This window comes from uncultured Roseovarius sp. (assembly GCF_947489715.1).
In the GTDB taxonomy this organism is placed as follows: domain Bacteria; phylum Pseudomonadota; class Alphaproteobacteria; order Rhodobacterales; family Rhodobacteraceae; genus Roseovarius.
The window spans coordinates 170,801-189,957 of the sequence record NZ_CANLER010000007.1 but is presented as its reverse complement, the minus strand read 5'-3'; the positions used below and the strand labels follow the sequence as shown (position 1 = coordinate 189,957).

Annotated in this window: 24 protein-coding genes; 9 read left to right on the top strand and 15 right to left on the bottom strand. The window is 57.3% G+C overall.

Going from position 1 to position 19,157, the window contains the following annotated elements:
• Positions 1-10: 10 nt before the first annotated feature.
• Positions 11-763, bottom strand: coding sequence for an alpha/beta hydrolase (locus Q1B27_RS17495; protein ID WP_299849306.1), 753 nt, complete (start codon positions 761-763; stop codon positions 11-13).
• 83 nt (positions 764-846) lie between these two features.
• Entirely contained in the window at positions 847-1,065 is a 219-nt protein-coding gene (locus tag Q1B27_RS17490; protein WP_299849304.1) for a hypothetical protein, read from the bottom strand.
• 386 nt (positions 1,066-1,451) lie between these two features.
• On the opposite strand from Q1B27_RS17490, the gene thrS reads away from it, so the two are divergent.
• From thrS to Q1B27_RS17465, 5 genes are all read left to right on the top strand, one after another.
• Positions 1,452-3,398, top strand: a complete 1,947-nt coding sequence (gene thrS, locus Q1B27_RS17485) for a threonine--tRNA ligase (protein WP_299849301.1) — start codon at positions 1,452-1,454, stop codon at positions 3,396-3,398.
• A 256-nt stretch (positions 3,399-3,654) separates the two neighbouring features.
• Positions 3,655-3,957, top strand: a complete 303-nt coding sequence (locus Q1B27_RS17480; protein ID WP_299849299.1) for a DUF2282 domain-containing protein — start codon at positions 3,655-3,657, stop codon at positions 3,955-3,957.
• A 72-nt stretch (positions 3,958-4,029) separates the two neighbouring features.
• Positions 4,030-4,887 carry a DUF692 domain-containing protein gene (locus Q1B27_RS17475; protein WP_299849297.1) on the top strand — a complete coding sequence of 286 codons (858 nt, stop codon included), beginning with the start codon at positions 4,030-4,032 and terminating at the stop codon, positions 4,885-4,887.
• Positions 4,884-5,645 carry a DNA-binding domain-containing protein gene (locus Q1B27_RS17470; RefSeq protein ID WP_299849295.1) on the top strand — a complete coding sequence of 254 codons (762 nt, stop codon included), beginning with the start codon at positions 4,884-4,886 and terminating at the stop codon, positions 5,643-5,645. Before Q1B27_RS17475 ends, Q1B27_RS17470 begins: the two co-directional genes overlap by 4 nt.
• Positions 5,642-6,208, top strand: coding sequence for a DoxX family protein (locus tag Q1B27_RS17465; RefSeq protein WP_299849293.1), 567 nt, complete (start codon positions 5,642-5,644; stop codon positions 6,206-6,208). Before Q1B27_RS17470 ends, Q1B27_RS17465 begins: the two co-directional genes overlap by 4 nt.
• Here the strand turns inward: Q1B27_RS17465 and Q1B27_RS17460 are convergent.
• Positions 6,192-6,560, bottom strand: a complete 369-nt coding sequence (locus Q1B27_RS17460; RefSeq protein ID WP_299849291.1) for a hypothetical protein — start codon at positions 6,558-6,560, stop codon at positions 6,192-6,194. The genes Q1B27_RS17465 and Q1B27_RS17460 overlap by 17 nt on opposite strands.
• Before the next feature lie 45 nt (positions 6,561-6,605).
• Complete coding sequence (locus Q1B27_RS17455) at positions 6,606-6,920, bottom strand: arsenate reductase family protein (RefSeq protein WP_299849289.1); 315 nt, start codon at positions 6,918-6,920, stop codon at positions 6,606-6,608.
• Between the two features lie 165 nt (positions 6,921-7,085).
• Between Q1B27_RS17455 and Q1B27_RS17450 the strand changes: the two genes are divergently transcribed.
• Entirely contained in the window at positions 7,086-7,292 is a 207-nt protein-coding gene (locus Q1B27_RS17450) for a cold-shock protein (RefSeq protein WP_299849287.1), read from the top strand.
• A 26-nt stretch (positions 7,293-7,318) separates the two neighbouring features.
• On the opposite strand, the gene Q1B27_RS17445 is transcribed toward Q1B27_RS17450, so the two are convergent.
• The 5 genes from Q1B27_RS17445 to thyX all read right to left on the bottom strand — a co-directional run bounded on the left by Q1B27_RS17445 (position 7,319) and on the right by thyX (position 11,521).
• Complete coding sequence (locus Q1B27_RS17445) at positions 7,319-7,738, bottom strand: DUF2177 family protein (RefSeq protein ID WP_299849285.1); 420 nt, start codon at positions 7,736-7,738, stop codon at positions 7,319-7,321.
• A gap of 303 nt (positions 7,739-8,041) precedes the next feature.
• Positions 8,042-8,488, bottom strand: coding sequence for a CAP domain-containing protein (locus tag Q1B27_RS17440; protein WP_299849283.1), 447 nt, complete (start codon positions 8,486-8,488; stop codon positions 8,042-8,044).
• 125 nt (positions 8,489-8,613) lie between these two features.
• Positions 8,614-8,889 (bottom strand): hypothetical protein, encoded by a 276-nt coding sequence (locus Q1B27_RS17435; RefSeq protein ID WP_299849281.1) that lies wholly within the window; start codon positions 8,887-8,889, stop codon positions 8,614-8,616.
• A 488-nt stretch (positions 8,890-9,377) separates the two neighbouring features.
• Positions 9,378-10,619 (bottom strand): hypothetical protein, encoded by a 1,242-nt coding sequence (locus Q1B27_RS17430; protein ID WP_299849278.1) that lies wholly within the window; start codon positions 10,617-10,619, stop codon positions 9,378-9,380.
• Complete coding sequence (gene thyX / locus Q1B27_RS17425; RefSeq protein WP_299849276.1) at positions 10,616-11,521, bottom strand: FAD-dependent thymidylate synthase; 906 nt, start codon at positions 11,519-11,521, stop codon at positions 10,616-10,618. Before thyX ends, Q1B27_RS17430 begins: the two co-directional genes overlap by 4 nt.
• 198 nt (positions 11,522-11,719) lie before the next feature.
• Between thyX and Q1B27_RS17420 the strand changes: the two genes are divergently transcribed.
• The 3 genes from Q1B27_RS17420 to Q1B27_RS17410 are packed head-to-tail and all read left to right on the top strand — an operon-like array spanning position 11,720 to position 13,601.
• The gene (locus Q1B27_RS17420; RefSeq protein ID WP_299849274.1) at positions 11,720-12,148 is read left to right on the top strand and encodes a VOC family protein; all 429 of its coding nucleotides are present in this window, start codon (positions 11,720-11,722) and stop codon (positions 12,146-12,148) included.
• Positions 12,142-12,849: a DUF1194 domain-containing protein gene (locus tag Q1B27_RS17415; RefSeq protein WP_299849272.1), complete on the top strand. Its 708-nt coding sequence runs from the start codon at positions 12,142-12,144 to the stop codon at positions 12,847-12,849. The genes Q1B27_RS17420 and Q1B27_RS17415 overlap by 7 nt, the downstream gene beginning before the upstream one ends.
• A complete protein-coding gene (locus Q1B27_RS17410; protein ID WP_299849270.1) occupies positions 12,846-13,601 on the top strand; it encodes a DUF1194 domain-containing protein in 756 nt (251 codons plus the stop codon). Before Q1B27_RS17415 ends, Q1B27_RS17410 begins: the two co-directional genes overlap by 4 nt.
• Here Q1B27_RS17410 and Q1B27_RS17405 read toward each other — a convergent pair.
• From Q1B27_RS17405 to Q1B27_RS17380, 6 genes are all read right to left on the bottom strand, one after another.
• Positions 13,595-14,095 (bottom strand): winged helix DNA-binding protein, encoded by a 501-nt coding sequence (locus tag Q1B27_RS17405; RefSeq protein ID WP_299849268.1) that lies wholly within the window; start codon positions 14,093-14,095, stop codon positions 13,595-13,597. The genes Q1B27_RS17410 and Q1B27_RS17405 overlap by 7 nt on opposite strands.
• 219 nt (positions 14,096-14,314) lie before the next feature.
• A complete protein-coding gene (locus tag Q1B27_RS17400; protein WP_299849266.1) occupies positions 14,315-14,869 on the bottom strand; it encodes a DUF3833 domain-containing protein in 555 nt (184 codons plus the stop codon).
• Positions 14,866-16,092, bottom strand: coding sequence for an MFS transporter (locus tag Q1B27_RS17395; RefSeq protein ID WP_299849264.1), 1,227 nt, complete (start codon positions 16,090-16,092; stop codon positions 14,866-14,868). The genes Q1B27_RS17400 and Q1B27_RS17395 overlap by 4 nt, the downstream gene beginning before the upstream one ends.
• Entirely contained in the window at positions 16,092-16,586 is a 495-nt protein-coding gene (locus tag Q1B27_RS17390; protein ID WP_299849262.1) for a hypothetical protein, read from the bottom strand. The genes Q1B27_RS17395 and Q1B27_RS17390 overlap by 1 nt, the downstream gene beginning before the upstream one ends.
• Positions 16,579-17,736: a cyclopropane-fatty-acyl-phospholipid synthase family protein gene (locus Q1B27_RS17385; RefSeq protein ID WP_299849260.1), complete on the bottom strand. Its 1,158-nt coding sequence runs from the start codon at positions 17,734-17,736 to the stop codon at positions 16,579-16,581. Before Q1B27_RS17385 ends, Q1B27_RS17390 begins: the two co-directional genes overlap by 8 nt.
• Positions 17,675-19,018: an NAD(P)/FAD-dependent oxidoreductase gene (locus Q1B27_RS17380; RefSeq protein ID WP_299849258.1), complete on the bottom strand. Its 1,344-nt coding sequence runs from the start codon at positions 19,016-19,018 to the stop codon at positions 17,675-17,677. The genes Q1B27_RS17385 and Q1B27_RS17380 overlap by 62 nt, the downstream gene beginning before the upstream one ends.
• Positions 19,019-19,157 lie beyond the last annotated feature (139 nt).

The window sequence follows — 19,157 nt, the reverse complement described above, 5'->3', positions numbered from 1 at the left end:
ACCTTTCGTTTCAGCCAGCGCGCGCCAGCACGTCTTCGACGGCGTTTTCGATCAGCGCCAGACACTCCGTATCCGAGAACCGGTGATCTGCGCCATCCACCAATGTCAGCCGCATATCCGGCCCAACTGCGTGATCAAGCAAGCGCAGCGCCACCGTCATGTCCACATCCAAATCCGCCGTGCCCTGCAGAAACCGCACCGGGAAAGGCAGTTTCAGCGGCTCGCGCATCACAAGATTTTCCCGCCCCTCTTCGATCAGGCGGCGGGTAATGATATAAGGTTCATCGTATTCGCTTGGCAATGCGATCTGGCCCTTTTCCAGAAGCTCGGTGCGTTGCACATCATCAAATCCTGCCCACATCGAATCTTCGGTGAAATCCGGCGCCGCCGCGATGGTAACCAGACCGGCAACACGTTCCGGCATGGACCGCGCCGTCAGCAGGGCCATCCATCCCCCCATCGACGAGCCAACAAGAACCTGCGGCCCTTCGGTAAGCGTGCTGATCGCAGCGGCGGCATCCTTCGCCCAATCGCCAATCGCGCCATCGACAAACGACTCGGATGATTGGCCATGCCCGGAATAATCAAACCTCAGAAATGCACGTCCCGTACGCCGCGCCCATTCTTCAAGGTGGACGGCTTTTGTACCTTCCATATCGGAATTGAACCCGCCGAGGAAAACGACACCGGGCAATGCGCCCGGCGTCGCATGATAGGCGAGGTTGCGCCCGTCATCAGTTGTCAGAAATTTGGCTTTTGCCATGTTTGTTCCGCCTGCGAACTGCCAGTCAGTCACCAGTGTACACCGCAAGACGGCAGCGCGTGCAAGCTAAGATTTAATGCAACCTATCCACCGATATAGGCACCGGCGCGAGGGCGATAGAAAACCTTTTGATTATGCATACGTCCAAGCAAATCCTGAATTCGTCGCAGTGTTTCATCATGCGCTGGTGCATCTGTAACAAGCTGCTCGTTGGACAATTCCTGCTTGGTCAATCGCAAGGCAGTTTCGATCAGTTCAACATCCTCGACCGATAGCTCAAAATTCACATTATAAGACGTCATTTGCAGCTCCCCGAAATATTGCTCATCTTCGTGCCAGCACGGCACGCTTGAGTGGCAGGATACGGCCTTACCCGAACATGTCCACGAAATTTATTTATATGCGTCAATATGTTACGCGGAATTCTCGTATACATTTGCGCACCAAGCACGTATGCGATTGGCACTGAATCGGAATACAGTCGCACACCCAGGGCGAGTATCGGTTACCTTTCAATCGCTTGGGTCAATTCGACCTGCTGTAAAATTTCACCTTACCAGCTTGGAAATGCCGCGGGATGCCCCGACAGGCTTGACTTGGCAAAACACCCACGTCACATAGACCGCACACCAAATAACCCGCAACCGGGCGTTCCGTGGGCGCCAAACCGACGAGGAGCTTCAGGCCAATGGCCCAGATTTCCCTTACCCTTCCCGATGGCAATGCACGTTCCTATGACGCAGGGATCACCCCTGCCGAGGTTGCAGCCGATATCTCCAGCTCACTGGCTAAAAAAGCCATATCGGCCACCGTGAACGGCCAGCACTGGGACCTGCAATGGCCAGTGGAAAACGATGCCGAGATCAGCATCCACACGATGAAAGACGAGGCGCAGGCGAATGAGCTGATCCGGCATGATCTGGCCCATGTCATGGCCCGCGCCGTACAGGAGATTTGGCCAGATGTTAAAGTCACCATCGGACCGGTCATCGACAATGGCTGGTATTATGATTTCGACCGGACCGAGCCGTTCACACCCGAAGACCTGGGTCTGATCGAAAAGAAGATGAAAGAGATCATCAACCTCCGCGACGAGGTCAGGACCGAGATCTGGGATCGTGCCCGTGCGGTCAAGCATTACGAAGACGCGGGCGAGCCTTTCAAGGTCGAACTGATCGAAGCCATTCCCGGCGATGAACCGCTGCGGATGTACTGGCACGGGCACTGGCAGGATCTTTGTCGCGGTCCACATCTGCAACACACCGGTCAGCTTCCTGCCGATGCCTTCAAGTTGATGAGCGTTGCCGGTGCCTATTGGCGCGGGGATTCAAAACGCCCGATGTTGCAACGCATCTACGGCGTCGGGTTCACCGGCAAGGAAAAACTCAAGGCTCATTTGACGTTCCTGGAAGAAGCCGAAAAGCGCGACCACCGGCGTTTGGGACGTGAAATGGAGCTTTTCCACTTTCAGGAAGAAGCCCCAGGCATGGTTTTCTGGCACCCCAACGGCTGGACGATTTACCGCGCACTCGAAGACTATATGCGCCGCAAACTGACCAAAGCCGGTTATCAGGAGATCAAGACGCCGCAGGTGGTGGACCGCAAGCTGTGGGAAGCCTCGGGTCACTGGGACAAGTACCGTGAAAACATGTACATCACGGAGATCGACGAAGAGCACGCCAACGAAAAGCGCGTGAACGCTCTAAAGCCGATGAACTGTCCCTGCCACGTGCAGATCTTCAACCAGGGCATCAAATCCTATCGCGACCTGCCGTTGCGTCTGGCTGAATTCGGCTCGTGCCACCGTTACGAGGCGCATGGCGCGTTGCACGGGCTTATGCGGGTGCGTGGTTTTACACAGGACGACGCGCATATCTTCTGCACCGAGGATCAGATCGAGGAGGAGTGTTCGAAATTCATCGACCTTCTGTCGGACATCTACCGTGACGCGGGATTTGCGAGCTTTGACATCAAGCTCAGCACCCGCCCGGACGTGCGGGTGGGGTCGGACGAGGTTTGGGACAAGGCCGAGGACGCACTTGAAAAAGCCATCCTCAGCGTACGCAATGACTTCGAAGTCGATCCGGGCGAAGGCGCGTTCTACGGTCCCAAACTTGATTTCAAACTGACCGACGCAATTGGGCGCGAATGGCAATGCGGCACCTTCCAGGCGGATTTCAACCTGCCGGAACGGCTGGACGCCACATATATCGGCGCAGATGGCGAAAAACACCGTCCGGTCATGCTGCACCGCGCCATCCTGGGCAGCTTTGAGCGTTTCCTGGGCATTATGCTGGAAAACTACTCAGGCAAGCTACCGTTCTGGCTGGCGCCGCGTCAGGTTGTTGTCGCTTCGATCATCTCTGATGCGAATGATTACGTGCAAGGGGTCGTAGACACATTGCGCGCCGCTGGCATCCGGGCAGAAGCAGACCTGCGCAATGAGAAGATCAACTACAAGGTACGTGAACACTCGGTGGGAAAAGTGCCGGTGATTCTGGCCTGTGGCATGAAAGAAGTTCAGGAAGGAACGGTTTCGATCCGTCGTTTGGGTGAGAAGCAAACCAGTGTTCAGTCCCTTGATACTGTTACAACTGAGCTTACCCGCGAAGCCACGCCTCCGGATATGCTGTAACAATCACCAAAAAACGCGACCGAAATCTGTAACAAACATTACGCTTTCGGTCGCGTGAAATTCGTTTTATTTTTACTATTCAATATCTTATCTAAGAATTAGGTACTCACACATCCTGACACGCGCGTGTCTAACGATCTCGTGAGTGGTTTTTTGCCCACCTCGGCAATTATGTTCTCTTCATCGCCAACACGGCGATAAGATGAAACCGTCGCCTGTATGCGATGCGATGTAACCTACTTAGGGAGACACCCGAATGTCGAAGATCATGAAAACCGTAGCCATTGCCGGCGCCGTAACTGCAGCCATCGCTGCTCACACCACTGGTGCAAGCGCTGCTAGCAAAGAGAAATGCTACGGTGTTGCTCTGGCCGGTGAAAACGGCTGCAAGGCTGGTGCTGGCACCACTTGCGCGGGCACCTCGACCGTCGACTACCAAGGCAACGCCTGGACCCTGGTTGACGCAGGCACATGTGCCGAAATCGAACTGCCCGCAATGGCAGATGGCACTGCACGCGAAGGCTCGCTGGAAGAACTTAGCCGCGACCTGCCGTCCTAAAAAATTCCGGGGCGCGCGTGCAAAGGTACGCGCGCCCCAATTCCGTTTTCCCTCTTTCCGAAAGCGATTGTCATGCTGGATAACTCCCCTCGTTTCGCCGCGCTGCCAGCGGCCCCCGGTGTGGGCTACAAACCGCAGCATTTCAGCGACATCCTGAAGGATGCTGCACCGGTCGAATGGTTGGAAATCCACGCAGAGAACTACATGGGCGATGGTGGCCGCCCAATCGCACAACTCCGCCACTTATCAGAACTTTTTGCCATTTCTGTGCATGGCGTGGGCCTTAGCATCGGTGGCGAATGTGACCTTGATACCGATCATCTTGCCCGTCTCAAGCATATTTGCTCCTGGCTGCAACCGGCTAGCTTCTCGGAGCATTTGGCATGGTCAACCCATGACAGTCATTTCCTGAACGATTTGCTGCCGCTGCCTTACACCAAAGCCACGCTGAACCGCGTCACCGACCATATTGATCAAGTGCAAGAGGTCGTCGGCCGCCAAATGCTGCTCGAGAATCCTTCAAGCTACTTAGCGTTTGATGAAAGTACCTACGCCGAAACAGATTTCCTTGATGAAGTCGCCAAGCGCACTGGCTGCGGCCTTCTGCTGGATGTGAACAACGTGTTCGTGTCGGCCACAAACCTCAAGATTGATCCTTACGCCTATATCGACGCCTTCCCGCTGGCCCGTGTCGGAGAAATCCACCTCGGCGGCCATGATGAAGAAACCGATGATCACGGCGCACCTTTGCTAATTGACAGCCACGGACGCGAAGTCGCCGATCCGGTTTGGACATTGCTGGATTACACACTGGAACATTCCGGCCCACGACCAATCCTGATCGAATGGGACGCAAACATCCCGGAATGGTCAGAATTGGCTGATGAGGCGCGTCGCGCTGCCACGGCTCTTCAGAAAGTGCCGGCATGAGCGTTTCACAAACGGCGTTTCACACCGCCCTGCTGGACGCCTCAGAAGCTGTTCCCGAGGGGTTGAGCGACGGCGTAGGCCACCCCGCTGGAAGCCGCTTTTCCGTTTATCGCAATAACGTCGCCGTCAGCCTGACCGAAGCGCTGGAGCTTAGCTTTCCGGCCATCGTGAAACTGCTGGGAGAAGAGAACTTCAAAGGTCTGGCAGGTATCTTTTTGCGCCAAAACCCACCGGAAACACCGATCATGATGCAATATGGTGCAGCGTTTCCCGATTTTCTTGCCGGGTTCGAACCACTCGCTCATATCGGTTATCTGCCTGACGTGGCGCGGCTGGAACAGGCCGTTCGGGTGTCCTATCACGCGGCTGACGCAACACCCGTTGACCCCGAAGTTCTGCAAGAACTATCGCCAGAGGAACTTGCGACCGCCCGGCTTGAACTCGCACCCTCTCTGCAAGTCATCAGATCGCCTTGGCCAATCCACCAGATCTGGGCCTACAATCTCGAAGAAGGGTCCCCCAAACCCACGGGTGGCGCGCAGAGTGTCCTGATCCTGCGCCCGGAATTCGACCCCGAACTCACCCCGATTTCGTCGGGCATCGCTGCATTCATCATCGCGCTTCTACGTGGTGAAACATTGCCCGAAGCCAACGAAGCCGCAATCGAATCCGAAGAAGATTTTGACCTTTCACATGGTTTGGGCCTGCTTTTGTCCGCACAGGCCATCACCCGGATAAAGACTGGAGAAGACCAATGAACACCTTGATTTTTCTACATAATGCGGTGTTTGACCGGCTGGAACGGGCTGATTGGTTATTGCCGACACTCGCCCGTTTTTTGTTTGCCGCCGTGTTCCTGTTCTATTTCTGGGTGTCAGGCCTAACCAAACTTGGGGACGGCTTCTTTGGCTTGTTCAGCCCGTCATTCGATGCCTACGCGCAGATCTTCCCGCGCGTAATGGAGGCGGCGGATTACGATATCTCAAACCTCTCGATCTTCCACACACTGGTGGTGTTGGCGGGTACGTATGCTGAATTTCTACTACCGCTGCTGATCGTGATCGGGTTGTTCAGTCGCCTGGCGGCACTCGGCATGATCGGCTTTGTCGGCATGCAGACATTGACTGATCTTTATGGTCACGGCGTGATCAACGAAGCCAAGACCCTTGGCGCCTGGTTCGACAAAATACCGGATTCTGTCATCATGGATCAGCGCGCGCTTTGGGTCTTCCTCTTGCTTGTCGTCGTGTTCAAAGGCGCCGGCCCGATCTCGATTGATCGCGTGCTTGCCAATAACGCCGAGCCTAAAAGTGAGCTTTAGGCTCATCCGGCTTGCCGGCGGCAATCGCAAGCACTCCGCCTAAAAGCGTAAATCCGATCGGGAACATGGTGAACACGCTGAATCCAAACGCAAAAAACATCAAGCCGGCGGAGATCAGCAACAGAACGCCCCCCCACAAGGCACGGACGCGGGCCATGGCCCCGCCTGCAATGGCAAGGAGCGGCGACAGCAGGCTTGCAGTTCGGATAAGACCGATATTGTCGACCTGACGGGCGAGACCTTCAATCTCTCCATAGCGCGCGACAGCCTCGGTGTAGCCATAGCCAAAAAACCCAACAAACATGGCAAAAACACCGCCAATGATACCCAAAACCAACGCTGCGTTACGCATCAATACCCTCCGTCTGGTAGAAACCAGATATTCATTCCCACTCAATTATCCAAGTAGGGCGCTTTGGACGTCCTTTGTCCAGCCCAGGTAAAGCTGGTTGTTATGGTCGATCAGTGGACGTTTCATCAAGGCTGGATAGACCCTCAGCAACTCCATTGGATCGAGAGCGCGTTCAGCCTCCGAAAGCCCCCTCCAGGTTGTAGAACGAGTGTTGACAAGGGCGGCGCCGAAAGTGGCATAGGCGGATTTCAGCACGTCGTCGGGCACACCATCTTGGTGGACATCGCACAGTTGTGCTTCTGGAAGTGATTTCAAAGCCTTACGACATGTATCACAATTTTTCAGGCCATAAATTATCATTGCTTTTCCCCGTTTTTCCGACCCTCCATAACCGCCTCGGGATCAAAGGTCACGGGGTTTCACTTGCTTTTTGCAGGGGCCATGCAATCATCGGTAGCGCGGCGAAATCTTCGTCGCATGGCCCGGCATATTCCCGGGGACGAAAAGTGAAGAAGGAGAAGCGGCATGCCAAATGGCACCGTGAAATGGTTCAATACCACCAAGGGCTTCGGGTTCATCGAACCTGAAGATGGCGGCAAGGATGTGTTTGTGCATATCTCGGCTGTGGAACGGTCAGGTCTGACGGGGCTGGCCGATAATCAGAAGGTTTCTTACGAGCTTCAGGACGGGCGCGATGGGCGCCAGATGGCTGGAGACCTCAAGCTACTCTGATCTCAAACCAGGTATTTGCTTTTAAATCAAGGCCTTCGCCGGGGCGTCCAGCCCATGGCGCTGGCCACTATAGCGCCCGCCCAAGCGGAAACGCCGGTCAGGAAAGCACCCCAGGGGACATCGACAATTACCATTTGCCAATGCCATCCTTTGAGGGTGGCGAGGTTGGTAAATTCGTAGGTGCCATAGGCCATCGCCCCCAATAAACCACCTGATATCAACGCCTTAACGGGTTTTCCTTCCCGCAATGCAGGGAGGGAGGCGAACCAGAGGATGCCGGCGATATAGAAGAGATAGAAGATCAACGCGGCGGTGATGTTGACGGTATCTGCCAAGAGATCGCCGATGTGACTTTCGAAAAGCGGACGCAGGACGTTTTTCAGCATGACCGCGTCAAGGCCCAGGAAAACAAGGGCTGTGACGACGTAGAGGACAACGATTTTCATGGGCGTGACGCTCTTTTCTGCGGGGAACCTGAGAGGGATACGGGCAAGAGGCTGCTGCGGATCAGTCATATCGCAGCGCAAGGCGTGTGAGACGAAAAAACGTACAAAGCGTACGTATTGTACGGCCAAAACGTACGGAAATCGGGGCATTTGCCAGAGGCCCCGTACGACCCGTACGTTTTGACGGGTTGTCGCGTGGCGAAACACGCCGAGGCATGCGCCCGACACCGGACGCCAACAGCACACGAACAGGCGCCAAGGAGATGTCCTACTGCACGCCCCTGCCCCGACGGAATACCCGGATCAACACCCCGACCGGCCCAACATCATCACCCAGACATCGCCACTGCCGCGCACCAGCGCAAAATCCGTGACATCGGCATTCAGAATATTCTGGCGGTGACCGGGCGAGCCCATCCACGAGGTGAGCACCTGATCAAGATCCTTTTGCCCCTTGGCGATGTTTTCGCTGATCACGCAAAACTTGTATCTCTGCTTGCGCGCGCGCTTTCCGATGGTCGACCCATTCGATCCGGTGTGGCTGAAGAAGCCTTTCTTCACCATATCCTCCGCATGGACCGCCGAGGCACGGGTCAGCTTTTTATCCGCCCGCAGCGCCGCCAACCCGTGCTGGGCGCGGATCGCATTGAGGGCATTTGTGGCCGCACCGCTGAGGTTTTCGATCGCCCCCTGCGCCTGCACCAATGGTGCGAAAAACAGGGCCATAGAAAAAATCAGAATGGAACGCATCAGAAACCTCCGGGCAATATCATGGGCATATTTTCCCGATTTACGTCCCACGCGCAACCGACCTTGGCGCAGAAAGAAACGCCCCCGAAGGGACGTTTCAAAATGATCACGCCAAAGCGCCACGCCTATTTGCGGGGCGGTGGATAGCTGAAATCATCGGGTGAGACGACCTCGTACCCCATCGACGCCCCGAACGCGGCCGAAGGTGAGCCCGGCCAGGCGATCCACTTGACCTCGAAAAAGAGATCTCGCGGATCGAAATTCAGAACCGGCTTGTCATCGTCATCATCGGACGAAGAGTTGCTGATCGTGACATCGCCGTCGACGATGAACTGGCCATGCAGCTTGGTGCCGCCTTTGACCTTTTTCATTTTCATCGGAACAAAATATTCCTGTGGCATTGGGTAAATTCCTTTCTCTGAAAAGTTGCTGCCCTTGAAAAATAATCGGGCGATGGGACTGTAGCGAAAGCGGCGGGGGCGTGACCAGTCAGGGAAACCTTACCCCTTATGGTTGTAATTTGAACTTTAGCGCGGTGGTAAAAGGCGGTACCCGGTGAGCCTGTGTGGATGGCTTCCCGGGAAATGTAGGGTGGGGTTTTACCCCACCGATGCGAGGGTGTTGGTTATCGGGATGATGGGGTGAAACCCCACCCTACGGATCATGCGCAAGCCGCGCGAGCGCCAGACCGCGGGATGGCGATGCAACGGTGGTGGCGGGCAGTTTATCCCTCCAAATCAGAAGAACTTAAGAACGTTGCGCCAACCCCTCCAAATCGCCAGACCGTGTGGGCGGGCTGGCGATCGCGCGGCGGCCTACGGCCTTGGTTCCGCGCGGGTAGAGTTGGTGATGCGTATAGTGGATTGGCGCCCATCATACGCTTGCAGCATCAGCCCAAGGGATGGTCTGGGTCCAAATGTATGTCTTTTCTAGATGCACGAAGGCGGGCATAGCCTCGCATCATTTTCTGCGGAAATTCATACCAAGCACGCCGGTCGCTTGAGATTATTTTCGAAAAGCTATCCCTCTTGAAACTTGACAAACGGACATTCATCTTTTGCTTTTCCAGCGGTGGGTGATCGAGTTGCCGACAAATTGTTACATAGCTCTTATATATCTCACCCAAATTGCGTTTTAGTTCATGAGTGTCAGCCAATGCCCAAAGAATGTACTCACCGTCAGTTTTGTATTTCTCTACCGCTCGGTCGTAAGGACCTTTGAATTCAAGTTCGATGCCTGCTATTGCGGATTCCAACGCGGCTGTAAAATCAGCAGCGACCGTTTGCATTCCATTTTGGTAACCACGATCGAAGCACTGCCATAACAACTTTGCAGTGACTTCATGAACAAAATATGGAAACCCATCACTAATAGCCGCGATGCGGATTTTCGTTGTTCTATCTATTTCGATTCCGACTGAAGAAGCAGCAAAATCTATTATTTCAAATCGCGCTTCCCAAGGCATCCTCTCCAAAGACTCTGTGTGCAGATACCGATGGGCTGAACCATGCGAAACGAAAATTTCCTCAACCGACTCAGCGATTCCACAAAAAATGAACTTTAGAGAAATACAGCGATCTGCAACACCTTTAAGAAATCGAGCAAACTGAGAGTGAGAAGGGTGGTCCTTGATACTCTCAAACTCATCAATAACGCATACTGGTATGTCGGAATGCGCATTTGAACAAAACTCAATCAGGCTTAGTGCTTCATTTAATGTCGACGGCTCGGGCACTCTACCGGTTTCAATATATTTTTCAGCAGCAATACCGTAGCCTTTAGTACCCAGTTTTCCGGTCACTTTCTCAGAGCTTTTTATAGTTCTTGGATCAGTTGGCAAAGCTTGTTCGGCAACTGATTGGATCACGCTAAAAAACGTATCGCCTTCCGAGCAAATGACATTGATTATGTCTGAATCCGCGGACTGCATTTTATAAGCGCTGGTGAGAGCGAGTGAAGTTTTTCCTACACCTCTCAAGCCGTAGATAAAAACCTGTCGACCCGGCACAGCGAAAGCGCGCTCAATTTCGGTAAGCCGCTTCTCACGCCCACGTAAAAACTCTGGTGATGTGATCGCACGTGAAGGTGAAAGTACTTTTGAAAGTGTTTCCGCAAATTTCTTTTCCGTCATCCAATCACTCCCTCAAACTCCCGCCATTCGCCTTTGCTCATGCCGGAGTTTTCCTGCGTGACGGCCTCGCCCTTCAGCATCCGGCGCACGCAGTCGAGCGCGGTGGAGGAGAGCGTGGCGCCGCCCATGCGGTAATCCTCGAACGCTTTGTAGGCGAAGGGCACCCAGTCGGCGGTGATCTTGCAGATGGCGTCGGCGTAGACCCTGATCTCGTACTGGGCGTGGGCGTCGGCGCGCAGGCGCAGGAAGTGCAGAAGGTTGTGCAGATCAACCTTCCAGTACCATTGGGTATAGACGTTGGCGGGCAGGTTCATGCGGGCCAGTTCCCGTGCAAGGCCCTGCTGGCCATCATCGCTGATCATCTCTTCGTAATGGTCATAGCAGCGCATCGCGTCGTCGGTCAGGTATTTCAGCACGCGCGCGGCCTCGTCCCCGCTCAGCGCCTCACCCCGGCCCTGGTTGTTGATCACCGACTGGGCGTTCAGCGCATCGGGTGCGGGGATGTAGAACTCCCGGTCCAGGATCGAATAGCGGGCCGAATATTCGTTGACGTTGGCGGTGCGGTGGCGGATCCACTGGCGCGCCACGAAGACGGGCAGCTTGACGTGCAGCTTGATCTCGCACATCTCGAACGGGGTGGAGTGCCAGTGGCGCATCAGGTAGCGGATCAGCCCTTCGTCATTCTGGACCGATTTGGTGCCCTTGCCGTAGCTCACGCGCGCGGCCTGGGTGATGGCGTTGTCGTCGCCCATGTAGTCGATGACGCGGACAAAGCCGTGATCCAGCACCGGGTGCGCGGTATAGAGGTGTTGTTCCATGCCCGGCGCGGTGGCGCGGAGCGTCTGCTGGGTGGCACTGCGCTGTTCGTCGATTTCGGCCTGCTGTTCGGGGCTAAGCGGCATGGTCGTATGTCCTTTTATCTGGCGGGCGAGTCGGGGTCTACTATATCTGGTGGTGGGTACTGAGGGTATCGACAATATCAGGGGATTTGCACAGGGCAACACTTCTTTGGTTAATTCTGTGGGTGCGGGCGGCGATGGGGGTCGACATGGCGGCGCGGCGGGCTATCCTTGGAGCAGGAGCGCAACAGGAGGGGTGCGATGAAAGTCAGGTATCTGCACACGATGGTCCGGGTCAAGGATCTGGAGGCGTCGGTGAAGTTTTTCAAGCTTCTGGGGCTGAAGGAGACGCGGCGGTGGGACAATGAGGGGGGACGGTTCACACTGGTTTTCCTGGCGCCCGAGGGGCAGGAGGATTGCCCGGTCGAGCTGACGTATAACTGGGATGGCGACGAAGGGTTGCCGAGTGACAGCCGGCATTTCGGGCATCTGGCCTACCGGGTCGGGAATATCTACGAGATGTGTCAGCACCTGATGGACAATGGCGTGGTGATCAACCGGCCGCCGCGTGACGGGCATATGGCGTTTGTGCGCAGCCCGGACAATGTTTCGATCGAGCTGTTGCAGGAGGGCGAAAACCTGCCCCCGGCAGAGCCTTGGGCCAGCATGGAGAACACGGGCCATTGGTAAGGGCCGCGGCCATAGGGGCCGCGCTTTTGCTGGCCGGGGCGGCGCAGGCGGAGTGCCGGTTGGCGCTGGCGCTGGCGCTGGATGTGTCCTCGTCTGTCAACCAGCATGAATATGATCTGCAACGACGCGGGCTGGCGGCGGCACTGGATTCCGCAGATGTGCGCCATGCGATCCTGAACGGGGCGTCGGGCGATGTGGCGCTGGCGGTCTATGAATGGAGCGGGCGCACACAACAAAAACTGCACCTGGACTGGCTGCGGTTGCGCAGCGCCGCGGATATCGACCGGGCGGTGGTCACACTGGCGGGGATGACCCGCAGCTATGACGAATTTCCCACCGCGCTGGGGCATGGCGTGGCTTACGGTGCGCTGCTGCTGGACCGGGCACCGGCCTGCACGCGCCGGGTGATTGATGTCTCGGGCGACGGGATGAACAACCACGGCTACGGACCGCGCACGGCCTATCGGCATTTCCCGATGGAGGGGGTTACCGTCAACGGGCTGGTGATCACCGGCGGGCCGGACGGGGTGCTGGAATATTACGACCGACATGTCAAATACGGCAAGTCTGCCTTTGTCGAGGTGGCCAACGGGTTTCGCGAGTTCGAGGAGGCGATGACCCGCAAGCTTCACCGCGAGATCAGCGATCTGCTTCTGGGCGCGCCGCACCCTGCCCCACCCCTGCCAGAGCCGCGCGGGTGAGGTTTCTTGCCGGTGCGCTGACCTTGTTGTGCTGGCTGGGGGCTCCCGTTGCGGCACAGGATGGGGCGTGCCGGATAGCGCTGGCGCTGGGGCTTGATGTCTCGGGGTCGGTCGATGACGAGGAATACCGGCTGCAACTTGACGGGTTGGCGGCAGCATTGCTGACCCCCGAAGTACAGGAGGCGCTGCTGGCAGTGCCCCAGGCCCCGGCCGAACTGGCAATCTTTGAATGGAGCGGTCTGAACCAACACCGGTTGCTGGTGGACTGGACCAAGATAGATGATGCGGGAAAGCTCAGGGCCATTTCATCGCGGCTGAGAGGTACCTTCGCCAGCTACACGGACCCGTCCACGGCCATTGGCGCGGCCATGGCTTATGGCGCGGGGCTGTTGGAGCAACGGCAGAATTGCTGGCAGCGCACGCTTGACCTGTCGGGCGACGGGCCTGCCAATACCGGCCCTGATCCCGGCCTGATCCCCGAGGCGGTCACGGGCGGCATCACCATCAACGGGCTGGTTGTGGTGCCCACCGCGCGCGCCAATACCACCAAGAACCTGCGCAATGTGAAAACTCTGCTGGAATATTACCAGGCGCAGGTCATTCGTGGTCCGGGCGCCTTTGTCGAAGTGGCCCAGGATTTCGACGACTTTGAACGTGCGATGACCCGCAAGCTCATTCGCGAGCTTGCGGGCCTGACTGTATCGCAAGCCCCGCCGAACATTGCGCCCGACGGGGTTTCACTGCCTCAATAGATATAGCGGATCTGGTCGGTCCAGTAGCGTTCGACCCGGCGCAGGGACGAGGTGATCTGATCAATCCCGTCATCGCCCAGCACGCCCTTGCCTTTCAGGCCTTCGGCATGACGTTCAAAGAGACCGCCAACAACGTCACGGATGTTGCGGCCTTTTTCGGTCAGGCGCACCCGAACGGAACGGCGGTCAATTTCACAACGCTGGTGGTGCATGTAACCCATTTCGACCAGTTTCTTCAGGTTATAGCTGACATTGCTGCCCTGATAGTAACCGCGGGTCTTCAGTTCACCGGCAGTCACTTCGTTGTCGCCGATATTGAACAGCAACAGGGCCTGAACGGCGTTGATTTCCAGAACGCCGACGCGTTCAAATTCATCTTTGACCACATCAAGCAACAGACGATGCAAGCGTTCAACCAGCGCCAGCGCATCCAAATAACTGGTGATGAATTCCTTGCTGCTGACCGGCGTTGGAATAGGGGTGTGCAAACTCATATTTGTCTCCATGACATACTGCTCGGGAAGGAACATAACGGGAAAATGCCCAATAATCGGTTAAACGGAGACAATAGCGTCTAAAATGCAATGTAACTGGCGCATCGGAGCCACGCGGGATTGGCGGACCGGACAGCATCCAAGAGCAGAATCAGCCCTCAGACCCTCAATATAGCACTGCGTGAAACTGGCCGAGACGCTGGCGGCGCGACCGCACACTCAGGTGGTTTTCTCCGGGCGCATGGTAGCGACGAGTTCGGCAACCTTGAGCCCAAACTTGCGCATCTCGGACCGATTCATGATCACCCCGTCGCGGGTCAGGTACATCCAGTCGGTGACCGACAGCACATGCCCCCCGGCCTGCGGCGGCAGCACGATCTTGTAGGTCATCCGCACGGTCGAGCCCGAAATCACGCCATTTGCCTCGCCGATAATATCGTCAGCGGTGGCGGTGAAGCTGTTGCCATTGCCCAGCTTCAGGTACCATTTGCGCTGCTGCGTGCGACCATTGGAATAGGTGAAATCTTCGCTAAGCGTGCCGGTATTCCCGTCCCAGGCCCCCTCCATCACGGCGGTGAAACTGTTGGTCACCCTGCCATTGGGGCCATAGATCAGCCCTTCGGACGCGATGCGGCCAGAGAGAGCGTCGCGGAGCGAAAACGCGGGCCCGGACCCGGCATAGTCATCCGGTTTCTGGGCGCGAAAGCTGAACAGAAGGGTCTTTGCCGCCACACCGGCGACGATCAGCAATAGCAGGACAAGCAGCGTTGTCATTGGCCTTTTTCCTCTGTTGGCAGGGTCAGGACCATCGCCAGCGCGCCAAGTTTCAGGACGCAGGGAATGATGGCATAGGCAAGGTTGAGTGTGCTGAGGGCCTGAACGCTGTTCACCTGGCCCGGGGCGAAACCGTTGCGTTCCAGTAAGGGCAGCATGGCAAATGCGGCAAGGGCCAGCCCCAGCTTGCCGGCAAAGGACCAGATGCCGAACGCGGTCGAAGCGTTGAGGCCCGCGCGGGTCAGCGCGACCGAGAACATGACCGGCAGCACGACCATATCGGCCCCCAGCGCCGCGCCGGAGGCGATGCAGATCACCGCGAACCCGACCAGGTTGCCGGGGGCCAGGAAGGCCGCGCCGACAAAGCCCAGGATCGCAAGCGGCATCGCGATCAGCAGCGTTGTTTTGGCCCCGACCCGGCGGCTGATCTTGGTCCAGACCGGCACGCTGATCCCGGCGCTTAGGAAAAACAGGATCAGCAGTGGCCCGGCCTTGCCCGGCAATTGCAGGCGGTCTTCGACAAAGAACAGAAAGAGGGTCGAGGTGATGGCCACGGGCAGGCTGTTGACCAGTGCCAGCAGGAGCAGGCGGAAAGCCCCCGCATCACCCAGACCCGCCAGCGACAGGCGTTCGCCGATGATCGCGGGGCGGCGCCACGCGGGCAGCGTGAGGATGGCGATCAGGATGGAGAGCGCGCCCAAAAAGAGGCCAAAGGCAGGATACCCCTGCCCTCCGGCCCCCAGCCCCAAGAAGACCGCCGGCGCAATCGCCGCGATCACCACGCCCGCCAGCATGCCGCTTTCCCGATAGGCGGCGAGCGTCATCAGTTCTTGCGGTTCGGGCCGTTTGGCCAGTGTCGCGCTGCGGCCATAGAGCAGGATCATACCAAGGCTGTAGGCCGAAAAGAGCAGCACCAGAATGGCCACAAGCTCGGTCACGACATTGGGTCCGGATCGCGGCGCGAAGAGCAGCGGAAACCCGATCGCCAGCCCGCCGGCGGCCAGCATGGCAAAAAGGGATTGGGCGCGCGGCCAGCGGTCGATGGCCCAGCCGATCAGCGGATCCTGCACCAGGTCAATCAGGCGGATTACCAGAAGGACGGTGCCGATCACCCCCAGCGAGATGCCAAGGTTCACGGAGGCAAAGCGCGGCAGGTGGATGTAAAGCGGTATACCGGCCGCCGCCAGCATCAGGGCGTAAAGGCTGACGCGCGGATAGGTCATTATCCGCCCTTCAGCCTGCGGGTGAAGGCGCGCGATTGCGTGTTTTCACCCAGGAACACTTCCATGAATCGCTCTTTGATCCGGGGATAGCTGAGCGTGCACACCCGTTTGCCATTGCGCCAGAACCCGATCTTGTCGGGGCCATCGGTCACCGCAAGATAGCGGTCACCCTTGCCCACCGCATCGAAGCAGCGCAACAACTGGTCCTCGACGGGGGCGTCGTTGCCGATCCGCTTCATTTCCCGCAGTGTCGCCTGGACCAGATCCTTTTGCGAAAGCCGCCGCAGATACCTGAGTTCAAGCCCGAAATCCTGCTGCCAGTTCAACGCCGCCCCGCCGCTGGTATAAAGCCGCGCCCGATAGAGCGGGAAGCCCAGGTAGCGAAAGGTCGCCGTGCCGCGCAACTCGGCATCGTCAAGCACCGACGACAGGGGCAGTGCCTGAACCGGTGCCGCGCCCATCAGAAGGCAGAATGCGAATACCAGTTTACGCATGGGCCAGTTCCACCTGCACCACATTGGTGTGCTCGATGGCGAAGGAGGCGGCGCAAATCTCAAGGTAATATTGCCAGTTGCGGAAAAATGCCTCGCCATAGCCCAGCTCGGCGATCTTGTGATGTTGCGCGCGAAAGCGGTCGGCCCAGATGCGGCAGGTGCGGGCATAATCCTGGCCAAAGGCATAATTGTCGCGCACCTCCAGACCGGCATCCCTGGCCTGTGCCGCAATCACGTTATCCGACAGAAGCATGCCGCCGGGAAAAACGTATTGGCGAATGTAATCGGAGGAGGCTTTGTATCTTTCGAAAAAGCTGTCCTTGACGGTGATCGCCTGCAACAGCACGCGCCCGCCTTCGGCCAGGTTACGTTTCAGGACGGAAAAATAACTGGGCCAGTATTTCGCGCCAACGGCTTCGATCATCTCGATCGAGACGATATTGTCATATCGCCCTTCGATGTCGCGGTAGTCACGCAACTGGATGTCTGCACGCCCGTCCAGGCGACATTCCGCATAGCTGTGCTGATTGCGAGAGATGGTGACCCCGGTCACATCACGGCCCTGATCCACCGCGTGTTCGGCAAAACCGCCCCAGCCGCAGCCGATCTCAAGCACGCGCTCACCCGCGCCCAGCCGTGACAGGACACGCGCATTCTTGCGGGTCTGCGCCTGCCCCAGATCAGTAGTATCGGCGTCGAAGATGCCCGAGGAATAGGTCATCCCGTCATCCAGCCAGAGCTGGTAGAATTCGTTGCCCACATCATAATGCGACCGGATATTCTTGCGTGCCCCCTTGCGCGTGTTGGCGCGTAGGACGGAATCGACGATGCGGAATTTTGCCCGGTTGAAAGTGCTGGCCTGATCGTAGCCGCCAAGGTGATCGCGGTTCAGCATCGCCACCTTCATCAACTCTTCGACCGACGGGGTGTCCCACATGCCCTGCACATAGGCTTCGCCCAATCCAACCTGGCCATGCGCCGCCATCGCGGACACAGCCGCCCAGTCGCGAATTTCCATCTCGACCTCGGAGCCCGTGGTGCCGAAACGGTAACATTCCCCTTCAGGGGTGCGCAGGGTCAGCTGGCCTTCATGCAGGCGCTCGCAGGTCGACAGGAATTCCGATTTCAGGGCTCTGGTCGTGAAGCGCAATTTCCGTTCCTTTCGTGGGCAAGCCTTGGTTGATCATGCGAACAACACGCATGGCGCTGGCAATGCCGTCTTCGTGAAAACCGTGCCGGTTATAGGCACCGGCAAACCAGGTCTTGTTGTTGCCCTGCATCTCGCGAAGGCGCGCCTGGGCTTGCAGGGCGGGGCGGTCAAAAACCGGATGAGCGAAATCAACGCTATCATAGATCCTGTCGGCGGGGATTTCGCCGGGCGGGTTGAGCGTGACAAATAGCGGATCATCCTCGGGGATGTTCTGGAGCTTGTTCATCCAGTAGGTCACCCCAATCGCGCCATCCTGCGACCGGTAGGCCCAGCTTGACCAACAGGCCCGCCGTCTGGGCATCTGCCCCGGATCACAATGCAACACGGCGCGGTTGGCCTGATACCGGATGGCACCAAGGGACGCGGTCTCGTCGGGCGTCGCGTCGTCGCCCAGAATTTCAAGCGCCTGATCGGAATGACAGGCAAGGATCACTTCATCAAAGGATTGCAATGCGCCCTGCGCGTCCCAAAGGTCCAAGCCAAAGGGGTTGCGTTTTACCCGCGCGACGGCTGTGCCGGTCCGGATGGTGCAGCCGCGTGACAGCAGTGCTGCTTCAAGCCGGCGGACATATTCGATACTGCCACCCTTGACCGTCCACCACTGATGTTTGCCCAACCCCGCCAGAAGGGCATGGTTGCGAAAGAACTGAACCAGGGATTTTGCAGGAAACTGGTCAACATCATCGACAGGGGTCGACCAGATCGCACCGCACATCGGCATCAGGTAGTTATGCCGGAACCAATCGCCCAGGCCCAGTTCCTGAACCAGCTCTCCGATGGTCTTGTCATCATCGGTCGCCGCCTCTTCGGCGCGCTTACCAAAGCGCAGGATGTCGGCAATCATCTTGTAATATTGTGGTCGCAGGAGGTTGCGTTTCTGCGCAGTGAGGCAGCGCAGGCTGTTCAGGCCATATTCCAGCCTGCCATTGTCGATGCTTGCGCCAAAGCTCATCTCGCTTTTGATGACCGGCACGTCGAGTTCTTTGAACAGACGGGTCAGATAGGGATAGGTGGCGTAGTTGAACACGATGAAACCGGTATCGACAGGCTGATCGCCGTTCTTACCTGCCAGCACGGTGCGCGCATGGCCGCCCAGGCGTGGCGCCGTTTCGAAAAGCGTGACATCATGGCGGTCCGACAGATAATAGGCCGCCGACAAGCCCGAAATCCCCCCGCCCACGATTGCAATCTTTTTTCCAGTCGATGACTGTTGGTCGAACATATTGTCCTCATTACGTGGTAGTCATGTGGAAAATACGCGGGCCTTCCGCCGCTGGATCAAAAAATACTGCGAAAAAACGATGTTAGGGGATTTTTCGCCACACGCGTTGACCGATCATCGGCATGGATTTTTGGTGCAC

Coding starts and splice junctions, on each gene's coding strand:
- Q1B27_RS17435 (WP_299849281.1), bottom strand. CDS start 8,889: ATGCCACAGGAATATTTTGTTCCGATGAAAATGAAAAAGGTCAAAGGC.
- Q1B27_RS17405 (WP_299849268.1), bottom strand. CDS start 14,095: ATGAGTTTGCACACCCCTATTCCAACGCCGGTCAGCAGCAAGGAATTC.
- Q1B27_RS17475 (WP_299849297.1), top strand. CDS start 4,030: ATGCTGGATAACTCCCCTCGTTTCGCCGCGCTGCCAGCGGCCCCCGGT.
- Q1B27_RS17490 (WP_299849304.1), bottom strand. CDS start 1,065: ATGACGTCTTATAATGTGAATTTTGAGCTATCGGTCGAGGATGTTGAA.
- thrS (WP_299849301.1), top strand. CDS start 1,452: ATGGCCCAGATTTCCCTTACCCTTCCCGATGGCAATGCACGTTCCTAT.
- Q1B27_RS17450 (WP_299849287.1), top strand. CDS start 7,086: ATGCCAAATGGCACCGTGAAATGGTTCAATACCACCAAGGGCTTCGGG.
- Q1B27_RS17465 (WP_299849293.1), top strand. CDS start 5,642: ATGAACACCTTGATTTTTCTACATAATGCGGTGTTTGACCGGCTGGAA.
- Q1B27_RS17480 (WP_299849299.1), top strand. CDS start 3,655: ATGTCGAAGATCATGAAAACCGTAGCCATTGCCGGCGCCGTAACTGCA.
- Q1B27_RS17495 (WP_299849306.1), bottom strand. CDS start 763: ATGGCAAAAGCCAAATTTCTGACAACTGATGACGGGCGCAACCTCGCC.
- Q1B27_RS17445 (WP_299849285.1), bottom strand. CDS start 7,738: ATGAAAATCGTTGTCCTCTACGTCGTCACAGCCCTTGTTTTCCTGGGC.
- Q1B27_RS17400 (WP_299849266.1), bottom strand. CDS start 14,869: ATGACAACGCTGCTTGTCCTGCTATTGCTGATCGTCGCCGGTGTGGCG.
- Q1B27_RS17430 (WP_299849278.1), bottom strand. CDS start 10,619: ATGACGGAAAAGAAATTTGCGGAAACACTTTCAAAAGTACTTTCACCT.
- Q1B27_RS17440 (WP_299849283.1), bottom strand. CDS start 8,488: ATGCGTTCCATTCTGATTTTTTCTATGGCCCTGTTTTTCGCACCATTG.
- Q1B27_RS17460 (WP_299849291.1), bottom strand. CDS start 6,560: ATGCGTAACGCAGCGTTGGTTTTGGGTATCATTGGCGGTGTTTTTGCC.
- Q1B27_RS17420 (WP_299849274.1), top strand. CDS start 11,720: ATGAAAGTCAGGTATCTGCACACGATGGTCCGGGTCAAGGATCTGGAG.
- thyX (WP_299849276.1), bottom strand. CDS start 11,521: ATGCCGCTTAGCCCCGAACAGCAGGCCGAAATCGACGAACAGCGCAGT.
- Q1B27_RS17470 (WP_299849295.1), top strand. CDS start 4,884: ATGAGCGTTTCACAAACGGCGTTTCACACCGCCCTGCTGGACGCCTCA.
- Q1B27_RS17395 (WP_299849264.1), bottom strand. CDS start 16,092: ATGACCTATCCGCGCGTCAGCCTTTACGCCCTGATGCTGGCGGCGGCC.
- Q1B27_RS17380 (WP_299849258.1), bottom strand. CDS start 19,018: ATGTTCGACCAACAGTCATCGACTGGAAAAAAGATTGCAATCGTGGGC.
- Q1B27_RS17455 (WP_299849289.1), bottom strand. CDS start 6,920: ATGATAATTTATGGCCTGAAAAATTGTGATACATGTCGTAAGGCTTTG.
- Q1B27_RS17390 (WP_299849262.1), bottom strand. CDS start 16,586: ATGCGTAAACTGGTATTCGCATTCTGCCTTCTGATGGGCGCGGCACCG.